We start from the raw sequence: 20,539 nt of genomic DNA, 5'->3' as shown, positions 1-20,539 counted from the left end.
TTGATCTGATCAAAAAAGAGCACTGGAATTTAGTAAGGTGGTTAAATAATCATACCACATAGGTTGTGGAATAAAAAAGAAACCGAAAATAACAAGTGGGATTGTATAAGACAATAGCAATACAAGAAAAATTACGCGGAACTTAGCAAGAACCAGAACTCGTATACCATTTATCAGGCGTACATGCGACCAAATTAAAAATAAAGCAAAAATAATTAACATGGGGGTAACAAATAGGTTGTTAACCAGCAAGTGATAGGCGGCAAAACTTAACGGAAGCATGAAAATTAAAGGCGCGCTGGACCATAGCCCAATTACAATAGCCTGACGAAAACGAACATAGTTTTTAGAAATCATTCCCAATAACTTAAGTATTATACCCATCATTAACGGATGCAAAAATAACAGTATAAACAGGAATGGAAGTATCAAAAGCTCATTGTTGCTGATTGTTAAATAGGTTGCATAAATATCTGACCTGGCAATTAGAACATTCATTATTTCCTGAATGAGAAGCAAATCACTACCAAAAAAGACGAATGACCCAATAAAAACTGATAGGATCAAAGAATTATGTACACCAAGCATAAAAGAATTAAAAATCGGGATTATTCTTCTCTCGCGCATATCTACATAAAAGCCATAGGGATGTTTTAAAGCCCGTTTATAATTTTCGCTGAAGCGTGGATACCTTCTATAAAAAAAGAAAAAAATGAGAGAGCCAAATAACATTACAATTGAAAAAATATTACTGGATTTTTTTTCTTGTTCAATTTCCAATGACAATAGTTCATCATTATCCCAAATGTTTATTTGTGATTTTGCCCAGTCATATTTTGTCATACCAGAATCATAAAAACCATTGCGGATAATTTTATTCTTTTCATTCATGTTTTGATGAGATTGCTTTTTTGCAGACCAATCCATGAAACTTTCTATAAAACCGCCTTGCATTTTCAGTGTTTTTAAAACTGCCTTCACATCAGTTTTTAAAAGAAGTTTTTGTTGAACAGCATAATTTGGATTATCGTGATCTAAATAGTTCAAGTCACTGTTAAACCCGGTTTTACCGGACAAAGCATAAGGAATACCTGTTTCCACAACTGTTTCTACTTTTCTGAAAACAGCATCATAAACATCCAGCATATAAAAATCAGCCGCCATTTCTTTGGAAATGTTGTTTTGAGGAACAGGGGAAATATAAGTTAGAAATGGTATAGGCTTTTCTGTAGCGCCATTTAAGATGATATAAAACTTTTTGGTAGAAGGATTTGATAAAAGTACTTCCTGCCCGATGCCAAGTGCAACAAAAGATGGATGACTCTTAAGATTATTTACTGTTGTAGAAATTGACATTTTTAAATTTTCCAGGAGAGCATCTTTTTGAAAAACTATTTCCGGATAACGCCGGATGGGCAAATCAATAAAAAGCAGTAAACCAAGCGTATCTGCGATTGAAAAATATCTTTCATCGGGGATATGACCATAAAAACGCACCGCATTAAAACCATCATTTTTTATAAGCATCATCCGTTGTTTAATATCAGAGAATAAATTTGAGGACTTTTGGGCAATCAGGTTTTCATATACATTTATACCATTAATTTTAGCTTTTTCAAAATTGATATACAGCTCGTTTTTATAGGATTCAATATTTCTAATCGCAATTTTTGCTTTCTGGGTGCTGATTGTTTGACCAAACCGCTTTAAGGAAATTGAAAAATTAACAAACTTTGGATTTTCTATTGTCCAAAGGTTGCTTATCTGGAATGTTTTTTTATTACTAATTACCGTGGTTCTTGAGGATGCTGGAATAGTTCTTTTTGATATAATTCTCCCACTGCTATCGGAAAAGATTTCTTCAAAAGATATGCCACTTTTATTTTTTATATCCTGAATGGCTTTTTGCGATGTTCTATAATTGTAATTTATAAAAATTTCATTGTTTTCTTTTTCAAGAGAATATTCAAAATCACTGAAAAGAGGTTTCTTAACTATCTCAAGAAAAAATGGTCGGGTAATTCCGATAAATTCCGGTTCAGAATAAAGGTGTGTTGAAACAGGAAAACCTGTCTCAAAGTTTTTCTCCCGGGTTATAATAAAATTTATGGTATTTGTGGAGCTATCTGATTTTAAATAATTTTTATTTACTTTTACACGAAATGGTGCAGAGTGGTTTAGTTGTTTTGAAATTAAATGTCCGTTAACAAAAACAGAGACTAATCCATGAACTCCAAAAGATTTGAAATAAAGGTCACCGTTAAGTGAATCATTATTAAAGTTAAAACTGTTTGTTAAACTTATTGTATCTGCAGTATCGGAATAAAGAGGAAGTTTTGATTGCTCAATATCTGCAAAGCCTGCAACTTTCCAATTTTCGAAGTTGTAAAGGTCAATAATATCATTGCGGTTATACGTTTTTGCCTGAAGCAGAGAAAATGTTAAAAATAAAATAATCAGTATTCGAAAATCACTCATTCTGAAATATAGTCCTACAACGTTTTTTCTTTTGTTGATTAGAAAGTAAAGTTAACTAATTATTGCCTGCAAATCCCTTAAAGCTTGCTCAATTCCTATAAAAACTGCCTTACTAAGAACCGGTTTACCAACTACAATATCTTCTATAAAGTTAATCTGGGCAACTTCGCGAATATTATCGTAGCCAATCCCGCCAGATATATTTACGCCCATGCCTAATTTACTTGAGGCCAAAGCCAGGCTGGATAGGTTTTCCAGGGCATCCACTTCGCTGTTCATATCTGATGCTTCAGAAAGGGAAGTGGCATCTAGTTCAACATAGTCAAATTCAAATCTACCGGCAGTTTTAACTTCATTTATTGTAGGTTCAATCAACACAGATGAAAGAATATTATTTGATCGTAACTCAGCAATATAATTTTGTAATTGGCTGGAATATGTATCCAATGAGATAGGCTGTGGCGAGAAACTATTTAAATCTCCAGGCGCAACAAAAGTAATCATATCAACTTTTAGAGCAATTAGGTTGCGGACATGTTCTTCGGTAAGGTTGCAACGCACAGTTAAATGTGTTTTTACAATTTCTTTAAAAAGAGAAATATCTCGCTGTTTCACTGTCATTTGATCATCACGCAGATAGCAGACAATAGATTCAGCGCCGCCCAGTTCGGCCATAATTACAGAGCTAACAGGATCGGGTTCATTTCCACCTAAACTATTACGAACAAATGCGATAGGATCTATATCCAAAGCAATACGTTGCATTAAAATGCCTCCAGAATGTTATAAAATGTTTTATTAAAAAATGTGCTTTAAGGGAAGGAATCACGGGCTAATCTTAAAATTTGTTTCCCACAAAATCCCTATTTTAATTTTAGAAAGCCGCTTTATCTTCCCAGCGTGTAATTTTCCAGCGCCCAGAGCTATTTCTTCTAAGGATAAAAAGAGCTTCGCTGTTTATTGTCCTCAAAACAAAATCAATGTCCAAAGTTAATTGAAAAAGTTGTTTCATTTCAACATGTGTACTATCAATTTCGTGTTCAAAAATAGTTCCTCCCCAAATAAGATTTAGGGTTTGTGATTTTTTAAAAAGACCGCTGGTTGCTTTTAGCTCTGTATCCCGTCCCCAAGTCAAATCAGTTACAGGATCAGTAGAATAATCCTTTGAAATAAATAAGAAAGTTGTGTCAATCAGATCGCTGTACACAAGCGAATCTTTAAAATTATATGCAAATGCAAAATTTGTCATCACTTCCTGGGGCGTTCTTTGCTCAGTCAAAATAAGGGATGTATTGGAAATATCATCGCTTAAAGAAGGCGCAAAAGGATTGCAACTAAGAATCAGAAATACAAAAGGAGATATAAAAATTGATTGTTTTTTTAAATAAGATATTTGCATTAAATAATTTGAGTTTGATAGTTCTTCTAATTTCTTATTGATTTTCAGCTTTCAACGCCGTCCATGAGTTTTCCAGTGCTTCGGTTTTGGCCCGATCTTCCCAAGAGTAGATGTACCACGCTTCATTTGCGGTGGCGGACTTAAACAGTTTGAAATTGGAAAAACCAAAGTAAACTTTTTGAGTATCGGGAAGAGTAATTTTCAGTTCATACTCCATAAAGTCCGTTTCAACTGAATCTAGGGCTGAATAAATCCTCGCCGGTAAAGAATCTACAAAACTAAATCTAAAAGCAGGTTTTTCGTTATCTTCACCAAATATCATTTTAGAGAAATAGTTTTTTTCTTCGCTGTATGTCCATGGGAAAATCAATTGATTGATAAGGTTTGCATCTCCAATAAAGCGGAAATGTTTTTCTGATACTATTTCCGGATTGGAAAACAATTTGGCATATTCCAGTGCATTGGCTCCCTCTATGGCCCGCGACAAATTAATCATTATATTTGCCGGCTCAGATGGTTCTAAAAAAACCTGGGAAACAGTACCGGGATCAGGCTTTTCAACCTTGTCTTCTCTTGTTGAAAAAAGGTTGGTACAGCTAATGAAAAAAAGCATAAAAAATATCAGTGCAACGGTTTTGGTCATCACGATTTATTGTTTTTGAACAGGCAATAAGTATACTTAAAATCGGCCTTTATTTCCAAACTAATATCGTGGGCAAATTCTCAAAAAAATATTATTTTTTTTTTTGAAAATTAATGGTCTTTATCTAACACGGTGTTCACAGATGATAAGTAGAATCAATGAAAAAAATACAATATTTTATAAGATATCAATTTATAAATTTAAATTTTGCCTATTTCCTTGCCTTTCCTTTAAATTCCTTCATTTAATTTAATGCGAAATGAATTCAATTTAAGGCTTTATAAAACCCAAAATAATTATGAATACAAAAGAACGAATCGAACAGCTGAGAAAAGAGCTGCATGAGCATGATTACAAATATTATGTTCAGGCCCAGCCAACTATTTCTGATTATGATTATGACCAGTTGATGAAAGAACTGCAAAAACTGGAAGAAGAAACCGGGGATTTCTTACCACAATCACCAACACAACGGGTTTCCGGGGAACCAACCAAAGACTTTCCGACTGTAACTCATCGTTTTCCTATGCTCTCTTTGGCCAATACATATAATGAAGAGGAATTCCGCGAGTTTGATGCGCGTGTTCGCAAAACACTGGGCGAAAGTGAAAAAGTTGAATATATTACTGAGCTAAAAATAGATGGTCTGGCCATCAGCCTGCTATATAATGATGGTGTTTTTACAAGGGGCACTACTCGTGGTGATGGGACTCAGGGTGATGATATAACTGTCAATCTGCGAACAATCCGATCCATACCTTTGAAAGTTTTTAATATAGAAAATTTACCAAAAGAATTTGAGGTTAGAGGGGAAGTTTATTTGCCGCGGGAAAACTTTGAGCGAATTAACAAAGAGCGTGAAGAACAGGGCGAACCTTTATATATGAATCCGCGGAATGTAGCTGCCGGCACTATAAAAATGCAGGATGCTAAGATTGTTGCAAGCCGCGCTCTTCAGATGTTTTGTTATTCGATGCATAGTAAAAATGACGATGATCTTGAAGAATTCCATTTCCAGAATCTGGCGTTATTGCAAAAATCCGGTTTTCACGTAAACCAATACTTTAAAAAATGTGCATCAATAGATCAGGTTATAAAATTTGTTGATGAATGGGAAAAGAAACGCGATTCACTTAGTTACGATATTGACGGCATTGTTGTAAAAGTCAATTCGATACGCCATCAAAAAAAATTGGGAAGTACTGCAAAAAGTCCACGATGGGCTATTGCTTTCAAATTTAAAGCCTTAAAGGTAGAAACAATTATTAAAGACGTAACCTGGCAGGTTGGTCGTACAGGCGCGGTAACACCGGTTGCAGAGCTTGAACAGGTTTTCCTGGCCGGCACAACAGTTTCGCGGGCAACTTTACACAATGTTGATGAAATTAAGCGAAAAGACATTCGCGTGGGCGACCATGTTTTTATAGAAAAGGGCGGGGATATTATCCCAAAAGTGATTGAAGTAATTTCTTCTAAACGAAATGCTGACAGCAAGGAATTGAAAATACCGGAACACTGTCCGGTTTGCGAAACAAAACTTAGCAGGGTAGAAGGGGAAGCTGCTCTCCGTTGTGATAATAATAAGTGTCCGGAACAAGTTAAGCGGCGTATTGCCCATTTTGCTGCTCGGGGAGCAATGGATATTTCCGGATTAGGGATTTCTCTTGTTGAGCTGTTGGTTGAAGAAGAATTAATTCATAACAGTGCAGATTTATATACATTAAAAAAAGAGGATATTGCTACTCTTGAAAGAATGGGTGATAAAAGTGCTGAAAACCTAATTTCCGGTTTGGAAGAAAGTAAAAAACAATCTTTGGGGCGATTGGTTTTTGCCATCGGTATTCCATTTATAGGAATTACAGCAGCAAAAATATTAGCAAGTGAATTTGGATCATTAAAAGCTATCGTTGATGCAGACGAGGAAAAGTTTGCAGAAATTGATGGGATAGGTGAAAAAATGGCTGAGAGTATTTCGCTGTTTTTCAAGGATGAAATGAACATTGATATTGTAAACCGGCTGGAAGAATATGGTTTAACTGTAGAAGAAACCCGAAAAGTAAGTGGGGAAGAATCATCCACATTTGAAGGCAAGACATTTGTACTAACTGGAACATTGCCCACATTGACTCGTGACCAGGCTGCAGAAATTATTGAATCACAGGGAGGAAAAGTATCATCATCGGTTTCAAAAAAAACAAGTTATCTGCTTGCAGGTGAAAAGGCCGGCTCCAAACTTACTAAAGCGGAAAAGCTGGGTGTTGAAATAATAAGTGAACAAGATTTGAATAATCTGATTGCTTAATTTATAATCACCTTTGTTCACCTGTTTTTTGCTTGTTTGAAGACAAATTACGCAAAAATAAACTTCACAAGGTAAACCCTATTTTTTGTTTGACTTTAAAATAGCATGCTCCTAAATTTGTAAGCTGTTATTTAAACATTTTTAAACTCAATTATAATAAAATTAAAAACTTCCGGAGGAATTAAGTTTTAATGAAATCTAACTCAACAATGCGAATTGTATTTATATTTATTGCAATTATAACCGCATTATACCTTTTATATCCCACCATTAATTTAAGTATGATGAGTGAAGTTGAAAAAGAAGAATTGCAAAAAACTGACAATGATCAACTCATCGAACTGAAATCAAAAGCAATTTCCCTGGGACTGGACCTGCAAGGTGGAATGCATGTTGTCCTTGAAGTAGATGTGCGTAAGCTAATGGAAAAGCTTGCAAAATATAAAAATAAAGAATTTGTGGATGCGCTTGAGGAAACAGCAACTCGCGTAGATGAAACAGATGAAGACTTTGTTACTGTTTTTGAAGAAAACCTTGTAAAAAAAGAGATGCGCCTTGAACGTTACTACGCCAATGCTGATCGTAGGACACGGGAAGATGTAATCACATTCTTAAATGATCAAACTGTTGAGGCTGTTGATAGATCTCTTGAAATCCTTCGTAACAGGATTGACCAATTTGGTGTTTCAGAACCAACCATTCAGAAAGCCGGTGGCAGGCGCATTATTCTTGAGCTTGCAGGTGTTACTGACAGAAACAGGGTACATCGCATTATTGGAAAAACGGCTTTATTAGAGTTTAAGCTTTTAAAAGATGATGTAACAACTGAAAGGGTTGCTACAAGAATAAATGAATTTATTGTTTCAAGAATATCTCCGAATGATACTTCAAAATCTTCAGAAGTTGAAAGTGATACAACCTCAACAGCATTAGAAGACTTATTTGGTGTAACTGAAACAAGCAATGACTCTACCGCGGACAGTACTTCCATTGCAAAAAACTCACTTTTCGAAGAAGGTCTTTTCTTTCAACATCCAAATGACAAAAACACTTTAGTTGTTCCTGTAGATAATGAAAACAAGTTCAAAACAATAATTGAGCTTCCTGAAATCTCTAAAATAATCGCAGAAACAGCAGGAAGTGCAGAATTTGTATGGGGATCAAAGAAACAACTCAATGATGAGTTTCTTCAGGTCTATCTTGTAAATGCACCTGTTGAGCTAAGCGGCGAAACAATTATTGACACGAACCCAATGCAAGCAGATCTAAATGATCCATCAAATATCGGGAAATATGAAGTTTCTATTACATTAAATGATGATGGTTCAAAAACTTTTGCACGTGTTACCGGGGCAAACATTGGTAAACGCCTTGCAATTATACTTGACAATAAAGTATATCTCGCACCAAATCTTCAAACAAAAATTTCAAATGGCCGTGCACGGATCACAGGCATGGATACTTTTGATGACGCTAAAGATTTAAGTATTATTTTAAAAGCAGGTGCTTTGCCGGCTCCTGTTGCAATTATTGAAGAACGTACAGTTGGGCCGTCTTTAGGGACTGACTCCATCAAATCTGGTGGCTATTCAGCTGCACTTGGGCTGCTTATCGTTATGATTTTTATGGTGATTTATTACCGCCTTTCCGGGTTTGTTGCAAATTTAGCACTAATTTTAAACCTTGTTTTTATTATGGCAGTAATGGCATCATTTGGAGCTACATTAACCCTTCCTGGTATTGCAGGTATCATTTTAACAATTGGTATGGCAGTTGACGCCAATGTGTTGATTTTTGAAAGAGTACGTGAAGAAATCAGAAAAGGAAAAACAATACGGGCATCGCTAGACCAGGGTTATGGCAAAGCATTGATAACTATTTTAGATGCCAACGTTACAACATTTATTGCCGGGCTTGTTTTATACACATTTGGTTCCGGCCCAATTAAAGGTTTTGCTGTTACATTGATGATTGGTATTGTTGCCAGTTTGTTTACAGCGATCATTATCACCCGAGTTATCTTTAATTCAGTACTTGATAGAAGTGCTGTAAAACAACTAAGTATTTAACCCGGATTTTATAGGAGTTTGTTAATTCATGCAATTTTTTAATAACACAAATTTTGCTTTAATCGATAAAAGAAAAATGGGATATATTGTAAGTGCAACATTGCTTATAATCTCCATCGGTTCTTTAATTTTACATGGCGGGCCAAAATTGAATATCGATTTTACCGGCGGTTCGTTATTACATTTACAGTTTGAAAAAAATGTTGAGATACAGGAATTTCGTGACCTTCTTGCATCAAGAAATTTAAAAGGTGAGATCAAACATTTCGGCGCTGAGAATGAAATTTCTATCCGCATGAGCACCGAGCATATCAAAGAAGATATTGCCAGCCTGCTTTCCGCTGATATTAATGCAGCTATTCCCGATAACCCGTTTGAAATATTAAGAAATGAAACGGTAGGGCCAAAAATTGGTGTTGAACTTCTTCTGGATGCTTTGTATGCCATATTCGTAGCAATGCTATTGATTCTTCTTTACGTCATTGTCCGATTTGAATTTAAGTTCTCTATTGGCGCTATTGCTGCCCTTGCACATGACGTTATTATCACGCTTGGGATTTTTTCTGTTTTTGAAATTGAAATCTCTGCACCAATAATAGCTGCCGTTTTAACCATTGTTGGATACTCACTTAACGATACAATTGTTGTATTTGACAGAGTAAGGGAAAATTTAAAAGCAGCCAGCAAAAACATCAAAGATATTACTGATCTTGTCAATAAAAGCCTCAACGAAACACTATCTCGTACAGTTGTGACATCGTTAACAACTTTGATTGTTGTAGTAGTTCTTTATTTCCTTGGAGGAGAGGTTTTAAAAACATTTGCATTTGCATTAATAATTGGTGTTCTTATTGGTACTTATTCTTCAATATTTGTCGCCAGTCCGATTGTTGTAGACTGGAAAACCAAGAAAGCTTAAAGTATTATAATACAGCTTTAAAGGAAGGGATTTAAGATGGTCAATCAGGTATCAGAAAAAAATGGTATTGTGATTATTGCTTTATCAGGCAAAATAATGGGAGGTCCTGAAGCAGGCCAGATAAATGAACAGATCAATAATTTTATCGATAAAGGAAAGATAAATATTGTAATTGATCTTGAGCATGTTGAATGGATGAATAGTTCTGGTCTCGGTATTTTGATTGGTGTAATTACCACTTTAAAAAATAATGGTGGCAAATTAGTTGTCACAAACGTTTCAGACAGGATTTTGAATCTTTTAAAAATCACAAAGTTGGTTACTGTTTTTGAAATTGAGCAAGATTTAGATTCGGCATTAGCTGCATTTTAAAACAATAAAATTTTAAATCAACTCCGGTTCTTATTGAGCCGGAGTTTTTTTTTGAGGTATTAGAATGTCCGTTCAAATTGTTGTAGGTGCCCAGTGGGGTGATGAAGGAAAAGGCAAAATAATTGACGTCTTGAGCGTTGATAAGGAAATGGTTATTCGCTATCAGGGAGGGGCAAATGCCGGTCATACCGTTTATATTGGAGAAAAAAAATATGTTCTGCATTTAATTCCAAGCGGCATTTTGCGGGAAGATGTAAAATGTCTTATCGGTGGTGGCGTTGTGCTGGATCCAAAAGCATTCTGTGATGAACTTGAAGTACTGGATAAAGCCGGCATTTCTTATAATGACAGGTTATTTATTTCCCCAAGAACACATATAATTTTACCATACCACAAAAAACTTGATGCACAATCTGAATCGAATAAAGGCAAAAAGCAAATTGGTACAACCCGTCGAGGGATTGGTCCGGCATATGCAGATAAATACAACCGGCTTGGCATTAGGGCAATCGATTTATTAAATCCTGAATTGTGTGAATCAAAAATTACATCCAATCTGGAGTTTAAAAATTTTGTTTTTGAAAAATATTACAAAACAGAACCTGAAGATGTAAAAGAAACAATAATGTTTGCCAGGGAATATGCTGAAAAACTACGGCCATATATTAAAGAAACCCTTTCCATTGTTCATGAGTACCAAAAAACGAATAAACCGATTTTGATAGAGGGTGCACAGGGCGCTTTGCTTGATATTGACTATGGTTCTTTTCCATATGTAACATCTTCTCATCCGGTTGCTGGCGGAGCTTTTATAGGCTCTGGTGTTGCTCCCTCACAAAGCGAAATAAGTGGGGTTATGAAAGCTTATTTGACCCGTGTTGGAAATGGTCCGTTTCCTACCGAATTGGAAGATGAAACTGGCGAAAAGCTTCGCAGAAACGGACATGAATTTGGCGCAACTACAGGACGGCCAAGGAGATGTGGCTGGTTAGATTTAGTCGCGGCTCGTTATTCTGTTCAGGTAAATGGCTTGACAAATATTGCACTAACAAAGCTGGATGTGCTGAGTGATTTTGAAAACATTAAGGTGTGCGTTTCATACAAGCATAATGGTAAAGAAATAGAATGGTTACCTGCTGATCAAAATGTTTTAGAAAATATTACACCTGTTTATAAAGAATTAAAAGGTTGGAATTGCTCGATTGACGGAATACAAGATTTTGATGAATTGCCAAAAGAAGCCAAAGATTATATTAAGTTCATTGAATCTTTTTTGGATATTCCTGTTAAATATATTTCTACTGGTCAACGACGAGACCAAATAATTTATAGAAAAATCTAAACCATTCCGTGGTTTAATACATGGGAAACAGTAGTATTATTTGCTGATTTCCCAAGATAAAAATTTTGTCCCTTACCTTAAATCAACCCTATTTTTAAATTATGAAAATATTTCTTGTTGTTTTGTTGCACTTTGCCTCGGCTACCTGTCAGGTAAACGAACCACCTCAGGAAAACCCGTTTTTTGAAGTGCTGTACTTTGCCAATCTAAATGGTAACATTGAAAATTGTAATTGCGGAGATCCGCCTCTTGGTGGATTGGATAGAATTGCTACGATAATTGAGAAACAGAGATCAAAGAATCCTGAATTAATCGTTATTGATGGTGGAGATACCTTTAATACTTACCCGTTTATCGAGCTTGATAAAGCCATTGTCGAGGCTTATCAAATTATAAAACCGGATATTTGGGTTCTTTCTGAACAGGAACTTATTGAGGGAACTTCTTTTCTTGCCAAAATCAGCAAAAATAATTTGGGAGAACATGTTTCCTCAAATTATAGAATAAAACAATTACCCGAGTCCAATTCGAAAAAACCTCTTATTGCTGGGAATACAAATATTACTTTTAATAGTTTTCTATCTCCCAAAATTGTTAGAGATTACGCCAATCAAATCGACAATAATAGTGGTTTATTTTTTCAGAATTTAAAGACTCTTAAAGAAAGTGACTTCAATATTCTTTTACTGCATGGTGAGGAAAGTGATCTTGTTGATTACACTACGAAGTTTAAAATATTTGATTTGATTTTAATGGCTCATGAGCAATCAGATGTAATTAATTTAAACGCCAAACCCGCTATTATTGGTTCCGGAGCAGATGGAGAAAATATTATTTATATTAGTTTGCACAAATCCAACAACAAGATTATAATTAATGCCGCGCGAATATCTGTTGGATTAGAAATTGAGCCACATCCTGCGATTGTACCAATAATCACCAAATATAAAGAAAGCATAAATCAGAGGGATCAATGACAATTAAAGAAGCATTGAAAAGTGTTATTCAAAAAAATGATTTGAGTCGTGCAGAGTCAAGAGAAATTGTTAATGACATAATGCAGGGTAATGCAACGGATGCACAAATCGCAGCTTTACTTACTGCTCTCCGAATGAAAGGTGAAACTGTTGATGAAATAAGCGGTGCTGCCGAGGCAATGGCATCAAACGCCGAACCGTTCAAAATTGATGCTCAAAATGTTGTAGATACTTGTGGTACCGGTGGTGATAATTTGCATACATTTAATATTTCTACAACGGCAGCCCTTGTTGCTGCAGGAGCAGGTGTCAAAATTGCAAAGCATGGAAACCGTGCTGTTTCCAGTAAATGTGGCAGCGCGGATATTTTAAAAGCATTGGGTGTTAATATTGATATTTCAATTGACAAATTCACTTCAGTTTTTAACAAAATTGGTTTGGCTTTCTTATTTGCCCCGGTTTATCACAAGGCGATGAAGTACGCTGTCGGGCCGAGAAAAGAAATGGGAGTCCGCACTATTTTTAATATTTTGGGCCCATTAACCAATCCTGCAAAAACTAAAAGACAGGTAATTGGTGTTTTCGATAAAGATTTATGTAACACCATGGCTCATGTCATGAAAGAATTAGGTTCCGAACATGTGATGATTATTCATGGCCATAATGGTCTGGATGAATTGACAATAACAGGAGAAACTTTTGTAAGCGAACTAAAGAATGGAACCGTTAAAAATTATACAATTCATCCGGAAAGTGTCGGGATAAAAGTTCGTGATATTTCCACAATTCAAAGCTTGGATTGTGATGCAAATAAACAGATTATCCTGGATGTATTAAATAATAAAAGCGGGGCAGCACTTGATATTGCAGTATTAAATGCAGCTGCTGCAATACTTGTAAGTGGTAAAGTAAATAATTTACTTGACGGAGTAGAGTTAGCATATGAATCCGTTTCAGATGGTAAAGCTAAAGAAAAACTTGATCAGCTTATCAATGAAACAAACAGGTAATATTTTACTGTGCATGATAAATTAAAAGAAATATTTAAAGTAAAACTTGAAGAAATTGAACAGATCAGATTGGATGGTTCGGATAAAAGACAATTTCCACTCGTTTCATTTAAAGATCAGATCGCTTCTTTAAAAAAATTAGCTTTAATTGCAGAAATCAAAAAAGCATCGCCATCAAAAGGAATTATTCGTAAGGATTTTAATATTGACGAAATAATTGATTCTTATAGTTCCATGCCTGCAAATGCCGTATCTATTTTAACGGATGAAAAGTTTTTCCAGGGGAGTAAGACTTATCTAAGTAGGTTTAAAACACTTTCTAAACTACCCGCATTAAGAAAAGATTTTATAATTGATGAAAAACAGGTCTATGAGTCTTTTAATATCGGTGCTGATATTATTCTCTTAATTGTGGCTATGCTTTCAAAAGAGAAACTACAAAGCTTATATCGCCTTGCAACATCTTTGGGAATGGAGGTTCTTGTTGAGGCACATACTGAAAATGAAGTAAAGACTGCTCTTGATATTGGAGCAGATATTATCGGAATAAACAGCCGCGATTTAAATACCTTTAAAGTGGATTTGAATAATGCATTAAAGCTTTGCTCTTCAATTCCCAGTAAAATAATAAAAGTTGCTGAAAGTGGGATCCATACTGCAGATGATATAAAAAAAATAGAGGCTGCCGGTTTTAATGCGGTTCTAATTGGTGAAGCGTTTATGACCTCAGAAAGCATCTCTCAAAAATATCGCGAGTTATTTTCAATATGATGCGAATTAAAATTTGCGGGATAACAAATCTTACAGACGCGCTTTTTGCACAAGAAAGCGGTGCAGATGCTTTGGGTTTTATCTTTTATAAAAAAAGTAAACGCTATATTGCACCCGAAATCGTAAAGAATATCACCTCAGAACTAAATCCATTTATTAGCAAAGTTGGCGTTTTTGTCAACAGTTCTGCAGATGAAATTAATAGTTATTCCGCTTTATGTGGCTTAACTCATGTTCAACTGCATGGAGATGAAGATATTAGTTTTGCAAGTTTAATAAACCGTCCTGTGATTAAAGCATTAAATTTCAGCGCTCAACTTCATGAGGAAGTTAAGGTTTGGAAAAATTATACATTGCTTATTGACAGTGGTGATACAGAAAACCGTGGTGGAACCGGGCAAACATTACCATGGAAAGAATTAACTAAAATAACAGGTGGTCTAAGGTTTATTTTAGCTGGCGGATTAAAACCAGCCAATATTCTGGAAGCAATTAAAATAACTAATGCGGCTGCGCTGGATGTTAGTAGTGGTGTCGAGAAATCTCCGGGAATTAAAGACCATTCATTAGTCAGGGAATTTATTGAATCAGCAAAGTATGAATTATTATAATTTACAACCCAACGAAAAAGGCTATTTTGGTCAATTTGGAGGACGTTTTGTCCCCGAGACTATTATGCCTGCTTTAATAGAACTTGAAAAAGCCTATAAATTAATCACCCCAACAAAAGATTTTAAAGATACTTTTGCAGAGTTTTTGGCAAATTGGGTTGGCAGGCCTACTCCTTTATACTTTGCAGAAAACTTATCAGATTATTTAGGCGGCCCAAAGATTTATTTAAAGCGGGAAGACTTAAACCACACCGGTGCACATAAAATTAATAATGCCCTTGGTCAAATTTTACTTGCCCGGCACATGGGCAAAAAAAGAATTATTGCGGAGACAGGTGCTGGTCAGCATGGTGTGGCTACTGCAACCGTGGCTGCCCGTTTTGGGTTTGAATGTGTTGTTTACATGGGTGCTGAAGATATTGAACGCCAGAAACCAAATGTGTTCCGAATGGAGTTGTTAGGAGCGGAAGTGAGGTCTGTTACCTCAGGGACTCAAACCTTAAAAGATGCAACAAATGAAGCGATCCGTGACTGGGTCAGCAATATCCGGGATACTCATTATATAATTGGCAGTGTTGTTGGGCCACATCCTTATCCGATGATTGTTAGAGATTTTCAACGCATTATTGGAGATGAATTAAAGCAACAGTCTTTAGCACGTTTTTCAAAATTACCTGAAGCAATTATTGCCTGTGTCGGTGGCGGCAGTAATGCGATGGGCGTGTTTTATCCTTTTATTGAAGACAATTCGGTAAGATTAATTGGTGTTGAAGCAGCCGGTGAAGGTGTAGATTCAAATCAGCACGCTGCATCGATCACAAAAGGGAGGTTAGGTGTTTTGCACGGATCAAAAATGGATTTGTTGCAAACTCCGGAAGGACAGATTAAACCGACACATTCAATTTCCGCAGGGCTTGATTATCCGGGTGTTGGTCCTGAGCACAGCTATTTGAACGAAATAAGACGTGTGGAATATAAAACTGCCAATGATGAATCTGCAATACGCGCTTTGAAAATGTTATCTGAGAAAGAGGGGATAATCCCAGCTTTAGAATCATCTCATGCCATTGCTTACTTAATTGACAACATCAAAGAATTTAGTAAGTCTGAAAATATTGTGATCAATCTAAGTGGAAGAGGTGACAAAGATTTGGAATCAGTAAGAAAATATTTATCCAAGAAAAAGGGAGACCGAAAATGAGCAGAATCCCTTCAATTTTCAAACGTCAGAAAACAACTGGAGAAAAAGTAAATATTGCTTATATCACTCCGGAATATCCTTTTAAAAACATTACTGTTCCACTTGCAAAGATGCTTTCTGAAAACAATGTACATATTTTAGAAATTGGTGTGCCTTTTAGCGACCCTTTGGCCGATGGTCCAACCATTCAACATTCTTCATTTAAATCATTACAGCATAATACAGATTTAAAAATGATATTTTCATTTGTCAAAAAAATCAGGGAAAGCAGCGAGGTTGGAATAGTTTTAATGTCGTATATTAATCCAATTCTATCGTTCGGTGTTGAAAATTTTTTAGACTATGCAGTAGAATCGGGAGTAGATGGGGTTATTATTCCTGATTTACCTTTTGATGAAATTGATTTTGTAAAACCAGATTTTGATAAGAAGGGTGTTGATTTGATTCTTTTGGCTGCGCCAACATCACCTGTAGAGAGGCTTAAAGCTATTGCATCAAATAGTAGCGGTTTTATATATTGCGTCTCTGTTACCGGTGTTACCGGAGCACAAAAGTCTGATTATATTGATAACTCTACCCTGGATTTTTTAAACAAAATACGCACTGTCAGTTCGTTGCCAATAGCAATTGGTTTTGGGTTGAGCAAAAAAGCTCAATTAGCAAAACTTTTCGAACATACAGATGGATTTATTATTGGTTCAGCATTAATCAATTCTATGGAACAGGCCGATAATGTAGATAACGCAGTTATGATGGCCAAGTGTTTTATTAACAACGTATTTAAATAAATAAAGCCAATCGCGATTGGGTTTTCACTAATTTTAAAAGAACAAATCTTGACAGATTCCAAAAGTATTGAACTCCAAAACAAAATTAAGAAGTATCGAATTGAGATTGATAATATTGATGCTCAATTGGTATCCTTGTTAAATAACAGGGCTTTATCGGCAACAAAAATAGGGCATATTAAGCGTGAATATAATGCGCCTGTTTACGTGCCGTCTCGAGAAGAAGATGTAATCAGAAATGTACAGGAGGTGAATCAAGGACCATTGAGTAATAATGCATTAAAGCGGCTGTTTGAGCGCATTATTGATGAGTCTCGACGCCTCGAAAGAGAGACAACCCATAAAGAGTAATATGAAAAATTTACCCGTTTTTGATAGGTTGTCCGGTAAACAAAAAGCATTTTTAATAATAATCTTTTTGATACCATTATTTCTTTTGGAAATTTTGACTTTTTTTTCAAGTCCGGAAGACGTTGTAACTGGCAAAGTAACAAATATTGAAATTCCTCGTGGTGCTGCTTTAACACAAATTGCAGACACACTGCTGGCAAAAAAATTAATAAAAGATAAGGATGTTTTTGTACTTCTGGCAAAATCTCTTGGGTACGAAAAAAAGATGCGTGCGGGCAGTTTTTCAATTCAAAATGGACTAAATGATTATCAGGTTGTTAACTACCTTATTTCAGCCAGGGAAAATACTACTGCAATTACTTTGTTAGAAGGATGGGAATTAGAGCAAATTGCTTCTGAAGTGGAAAAAAAACTAAATATTCCTTCAGAACAATTTATGGAATTGTGTTTTGATAGTTTATTTATTTCAGAATTTGGTCTTAATGTTAAAAATCTTGAAGGATATTTGTTACCGGAGACATATCACTTTGCAAAAGGTGAGAATGTTTATGAGGTAATTAAACATCTTGTAAACCAGACACTAACTATTTTTAAAGCCGATTCAGTTCAAACTAGACTTCAAGAATTAAGGCTGAGCCAGCATGAGATTTTGACGTTGGCATCAATAGTAGAAGGTGAAGCATTAAAGGACGATGAGCGTCCGATCATTGCTTCATTATATTATAACCGGCTAAAAAAACGGATGCGCCTGCAAGCAGATCCCACAATACAGTATATTGTGGACGGGCCGCCCAAAAGACTATTAAATAAAGATTTGGAGATTGAATCTCCATATAACACATATCTTTATTACGGATTGCCGCCCGGGCCAATAAACAACCCAGGCAGGTTATCGATTTTGGGAACAATTTTTCCAACTGAAACCAACTATTTGTATATGGTTGCGATTGGGAACGGCAGACATACTTTTACAACAAACTTAAAAGATCATATAAAAGCGAAAACAGAATTTGATAAAGTTCGCCGCCAGGTTGCGCGTGAACGTAGAAAAAAGGGAAGCAATTAATGGCATTTGATTTTTCCGGACTTAACCCAGAACAAACCAAAGCAGTAAAACAGACAGATGGCCCTGTATTGATACTAGCCGGTGCAGGAAGTGGCAAAACGCGCACATTAACATCCCGGATTTCTTATTTAATTCAGGAAAAAAATGTTGATCCAAAAAATATCCTGGCAGTTACTTTTACCAATAAAGCCGCCAGGGAAATGAAAGAACGGGTTGAACAAATACTCGGAGAAAATATTAGTGGTCTGTGGATCGGCACATTTCATAGTATAGCGGCAAGAATAATGCGTACTGAAGGTGAAAGCCTCGGCTTTACAAATAACTTCACTATTTATGATGTGGATGATCAGGTAAAAGCTATTAAAAAAGTAATCAGTACGTTAACTGTTCCGCAACAATTATACACGCCAAAATTGATTCAAAACAGGTTGTCAAAAATCAAAAACCAGTTTCTTTTCCCGGAGGATTTATATGATATGGAGAAAAGGGAAGGACTGGATGAATATCTTCCATCGATTTATATGTCGTATCAACGTTTTCTTAAAGAAAATAATGCTTTAGACTTTGATGATTTATTGATAAAACCTATAGAACTTTTTCAAAAGAATGACAAAATTAGAAAGAAATATGCGTCCCGCTTTAAATATGTTTTGGTAGATGAATATCAGGATACAAATAAAGCACAATATTTAATGATTAAAGAGCTTGTAAAAGATCACCAAAACTTGTGTGTTGTTGGAGATGAAGATCAGGCCATTTATGGTTGGCGTGGTGCGGATATCAGCAACATTCTAAACTTCCAAAAGGACTTTAAAAATGTATCCGTTTTTAAACTGGAAGAAAACTATCGCTCAAATAAATATATTTTAGATGCCGCAAATGCTGTTGTGCAACATAATAAAGACAGGATTGGCAAGAACCTTTGGACAAGTCGTGAAGACGGTACAAAAATTTCGGTTCAAATTTCAAAAAACGATCTCGGTGAAGCTGAAGTAATCCGCGAAAAAATCCATGATGAGGTTTTTACGAATAAACGAAGTTTTAAAGATATTGCCGTTTTATATCGCACCAATGCGCAAAGCCGTGTTATTGAAGACCAGATGAGGCGAAATGCCATTTCTTACAACATTGTAGGTGGTAAAAAGTTTTATGAGCGAAAAGAAATAAAAGATATTGTTGCTTATTTAAAATTAATTGTAAACACAGCGGATAGTATTTCATTAAAAAGGATTGTAAATTTCCCGTTACGGGGAGTAGGTGAAACAACCATCGGGAAAATAGAAAAATTCACAGAAATGGAAGAATGTACTCTGTTTGAAGGTTTAGGCAGAGTAGAAGAAGTTGCCCAAATTTCTCCGGCTATGAGCGCCAGAGTAAAAGGTTTCTTTGATTTAATTACTAACTTTATCTCGCTTAGCAAAGATTTGTCCGCGGTTGAACTTACTTCAACACTGGCATCCGAATCTAAAATAATGCATCACTATCAAACCGAATATGATCAATATGAAAGTGAGAGTCGTGTAGCAAATATTCGAGAATTCTTTAGTAGTATTGAGGATTTCACAGAATACCGCCAGGCAAATAATCTTGATGATAGCCTTGCTGCATTTTTAGAAGAAGTAAGCTTAATGACTGATATTGATAATTGGAATTCAGATTCAAATGCTGTGACATTAATGACTTTACATGCGGCCAAAGGACTTGAGTTTCCGGTTGTGTTTGTCGCCGGGATGGAAATGGGGCTTTTACCGTTACAAAGAAATGCAGCAAACCTTGATGAGCTGGAAGAAGAAAGACGTTTACTTTATGTGGGCATGACGCGTGCTGAGGAAAAACTGTACCTGAGTTACGCACAATCCAGACGGAAAAACAATCAGTTTATTCAAACATTGCCATCGCTTTTTATGGATGAAATTCCACAAGATTATCTGCAATATTCATCCAAAAGTTATATGCCTGATTCCAAAACTGTTCGGACACGCAGCAGGAAAAGTAAAATTGAATCATATATTGAGAAACAAGATGAAGACCAAAGCGTTGATGACACCTATAAAGTCGGACAGAGGGTGTATCATGCTACTTTTGGTAAGGGCCAGATTCGCAACCTTGAAGGCCAGGGTGAGAAAATGAAAATCACTGTGGATTTTACAGATGAAGGTATTACTAAAAAGCTTATGAAGGAATATGCAAACCTCACACCTCTGGAAGAGTAACCCTCCATTTCTAATCAGGTATGTACC

General features: G+C 35.8%; 18 protein-coding genes. 14 read left to right on the top strand and 4 right to left on the bottom strand.

Annotated elements, in window-relative coordinates:
• Window positions 1-9: 9 nt before the first annotated feature.
• The 4 genes from HND50_02390 to HND50_02375 form a co-directional block, all read right to left on the bottom strand.
• Window positions 10-2,478 carry a hypothetical protein gene (locus tag HND50_02390; protein ID NOG44047.1) on the bottom strand — a complete coding sequence of 823 codons (2,469 nt, stop codon included), beginning with the start codon at window positions 2,476-2,478 and terminating at the stop codon, window positions 10-12.
• A gap of 51 nt (window positions 2,479-2,529) precedes the next feature.
• Window positions 2,530-3,243, bottom strand: a complete 714-nt coding sequence (locus HND50_02385; GenBank protein ID NOG44046.1) for a pyridoxine 5'-phosphate synthase — start codon at window positions 3,241-3,243, stop codon at window positions 2,530-2,532.
• Window positions 3,244-3,352: 109 nt separating this feature from the next.
• Window positions 3,353-3,877, bottom strand: coding sequence for a hypothetical protein (locus HND50_02380; protein NOG44045.1), 525 nt, complete (start codon window positions 3,875-3,877; stop codon window positions 3,353-3,355).
• A 34-nt stretch (window positions 3,878-3,911) separates the two neighbouring features.
• Window positions 3,912-4,490 carry a hypothetical protein gene (locus tag HND50_02375; protein ID NOG44044.1) on the bottom strand — a complete coding sequence of 193 codons (579 nt, stop codon included), beginning with the start codon at window positions 4,488-4,490 and terminating at the stop codon, window positions 3,912-3,914.
• Window positions 4,491-4,818: 328 nt separating this feature from the next.
• Here HND50_02375 and ligA point away from each other — a divergent pair, with 328 nt between their 5' ends.
• From ligA to HND50_02305, 14 genes are all read left to right on the top strand, one after another.
• Complete coding sequence (gene ligA, locus HND50_02370; GenBank protein ID NOG44043.1) at window positions 4,819-6,822, top strand: NAD-dependent DNA ligase LigA; 2,004 nt, start codon at window positions 4,819-4,821, stop codon at window positions 6,820-6,822.
• Between the two features lie 191 nt (window positions 6,823-7,013).
• Complete coding sequence (secD, locus tag HND50_02365) at window positions 7,014-8,891, top strand: protein translocase subunit SecD (GenBank protein NOG44042.1); 1,878 nt, start codon at window positions 7,014-7,016, stop codon at window positions 8,889-8,891.
• Window positions 8,892-8,919: 28 nt separating this feature from the next.
• Entirely contained in the window at window positions 8,920-9,810 is an 891-nt protein-coding gene (gene secF, locus HND50_02360; GenBank protein ID NOG44041.1) for a protein translocase subunit SecF, read from the top strand.
• A 36-nt stretch (window positions 9,811-9,846) separates the two neighbouring features.
• Window positions 9,847-10,182 (top strand): STAS domain-containing protein, encoded by a 336-nt coding sequence (locus tag HND50_02355; protein ID NOG44040.1) that lies wholly within the window; start codon window positions 9,847-9,849, stop codon window positions 10,180-10,182.
• A 64-nt stretch (window positions 10,183-10,246) separates the two neighbouring features.
• The gene (locus HND50_02350) at window positions 10,247-11,524 is read left to right on the top strand and encodes an adenylosuccinate synthase (GenBank protein ID NOG44039.1); all 1,278 of its coding nucleotides are present in this window, start codon (window positions 10,247-10,249) and stop codon (window positions 11,522-11,524) included.
• Between the two features lie 101 nt (window positions 11,525-11,625).
• Window positions 11,626-12,501, top strand: coding sequence for a hypothetical protein (locus HND50_02345; protein NOG44038.1), 876 nt, complete (start codon window positions 11,626-11,628; stop codon window positions 12,499-12,501).
• Complete coding sequence (trpD, locus tag HND50_02340) at window positions 12,498-13,511, top strand: anthranilate phosphoribosyltransferase (protein NOG44037.1); 1,014 nt, start codon at window positions 12,498-12,500, stop codon at window positions 13,509-13,511. The genes HND50_02345 and trpD overlap by 4 nt, the downstream gene beginning before the upstream one ends.
• Window positions 13,512-13,520: 9 nt before the next feature.
• On the top strand, window positions 13,521-14,282 hold the full coding sequence (gene trpC / locus HND50_02335; GenBank protein NOG44036.1) for an indole-3-glycerol phosphate synthase TrpC: 762 nt from the start codon (window positions 13,521-13,523) through the stop codon (window positions 14,280-14,282).
• Complete coding sequence (locus HND50_02330; GenBank protein NOG44035.1) at window positions 14,279-14,893, top strand: phosphoribosylanthranilate isomerase; 615 nt, start codon at window positions 14,279-14,281, stop codon at window positions 14,891-14,893. Before trpC ends, HND50_02330 begins: the two co-directional genes overlap by 4 nt.
• Window positions 14,880-16,094 carry a tryptophan synthase subunit beta gene (trpB, locus tag HND50_02325; GenBank protein NOG44034.1) on the top strand — a complete coding sequence of 405 codons (1,215 nt, stop codon included), beginning with the start codon at window positions 14,880-14,882 and terminating at the stop codon, window positions 16,092-16,094. The genes HND50_02330 and trpB overlap by 14 nt, the downstream gene beginning before the upstream one ends.
• Complete coding sequence (locus HND50_02320; GenBank protein NOG44033.1) at window positions 16,091-16,882, top strand: tryptophan synthase subunit alpha; 792 nt, start codon at window positions 16,091-16,093, stop codon at window positions 16,880-16,882. Before trpB ends, HND50_02320 begins: the two co-directional genes overlap by 4 nt.
• 66 nt (window positions 16,883-16,948) lie before the next feature.
• A complete protein-coding gene (gene pheA / locus HND50_02315; GenBank protein ID NOG44032.1) occupies window positions 16,949-17,233 on the top strand; it encodes a chorismate mutase in 285 nt (94 codons plus the stop codon).
• A gap of 1 nt (window position 17,234) precedes the next feature.
• Window positions 17,235-18,299: an endolytic transglycosylase MltG gene (gene mltG / locus HND50_02310; protein ID NOG44031.1), complete on the top strand. Its 1,065-nt coding sequence runs from the start codon at window positions 17,235-17,237 to the stop codon at window positions 18,297-18,299.
• Window positions 18,299-20,512: a UvrD-helicase domain-containing protein gene (locus tag HND50_02305; protein NOG44030.1), complete on the top strand. Its 2,214-nt coding sequence runs from the start codon at window positions 18,299-18,301 to the stop codon at window positions 20,510-20,512. The genes mltG and HND50_02305 overlap by 1 nt, the downstream gene beginning before the upstream one ends.
• Window positions 20,513-20,539 lie beyond the last annotated feature (27 nt).

The sequence above is a fragment of the Calditrichota bacterium genome (genome assembly GCA_013112635.1).
Taxonomy (GTDB): Bacteria; Calditrichota; Calditrichia; order Calditrichales; family J004; genus JABFGF01.
Note: the sequence above shows the minus strand (reverse complement) of the source record. Positions and strands in the feature narration are given on the sequence as shown.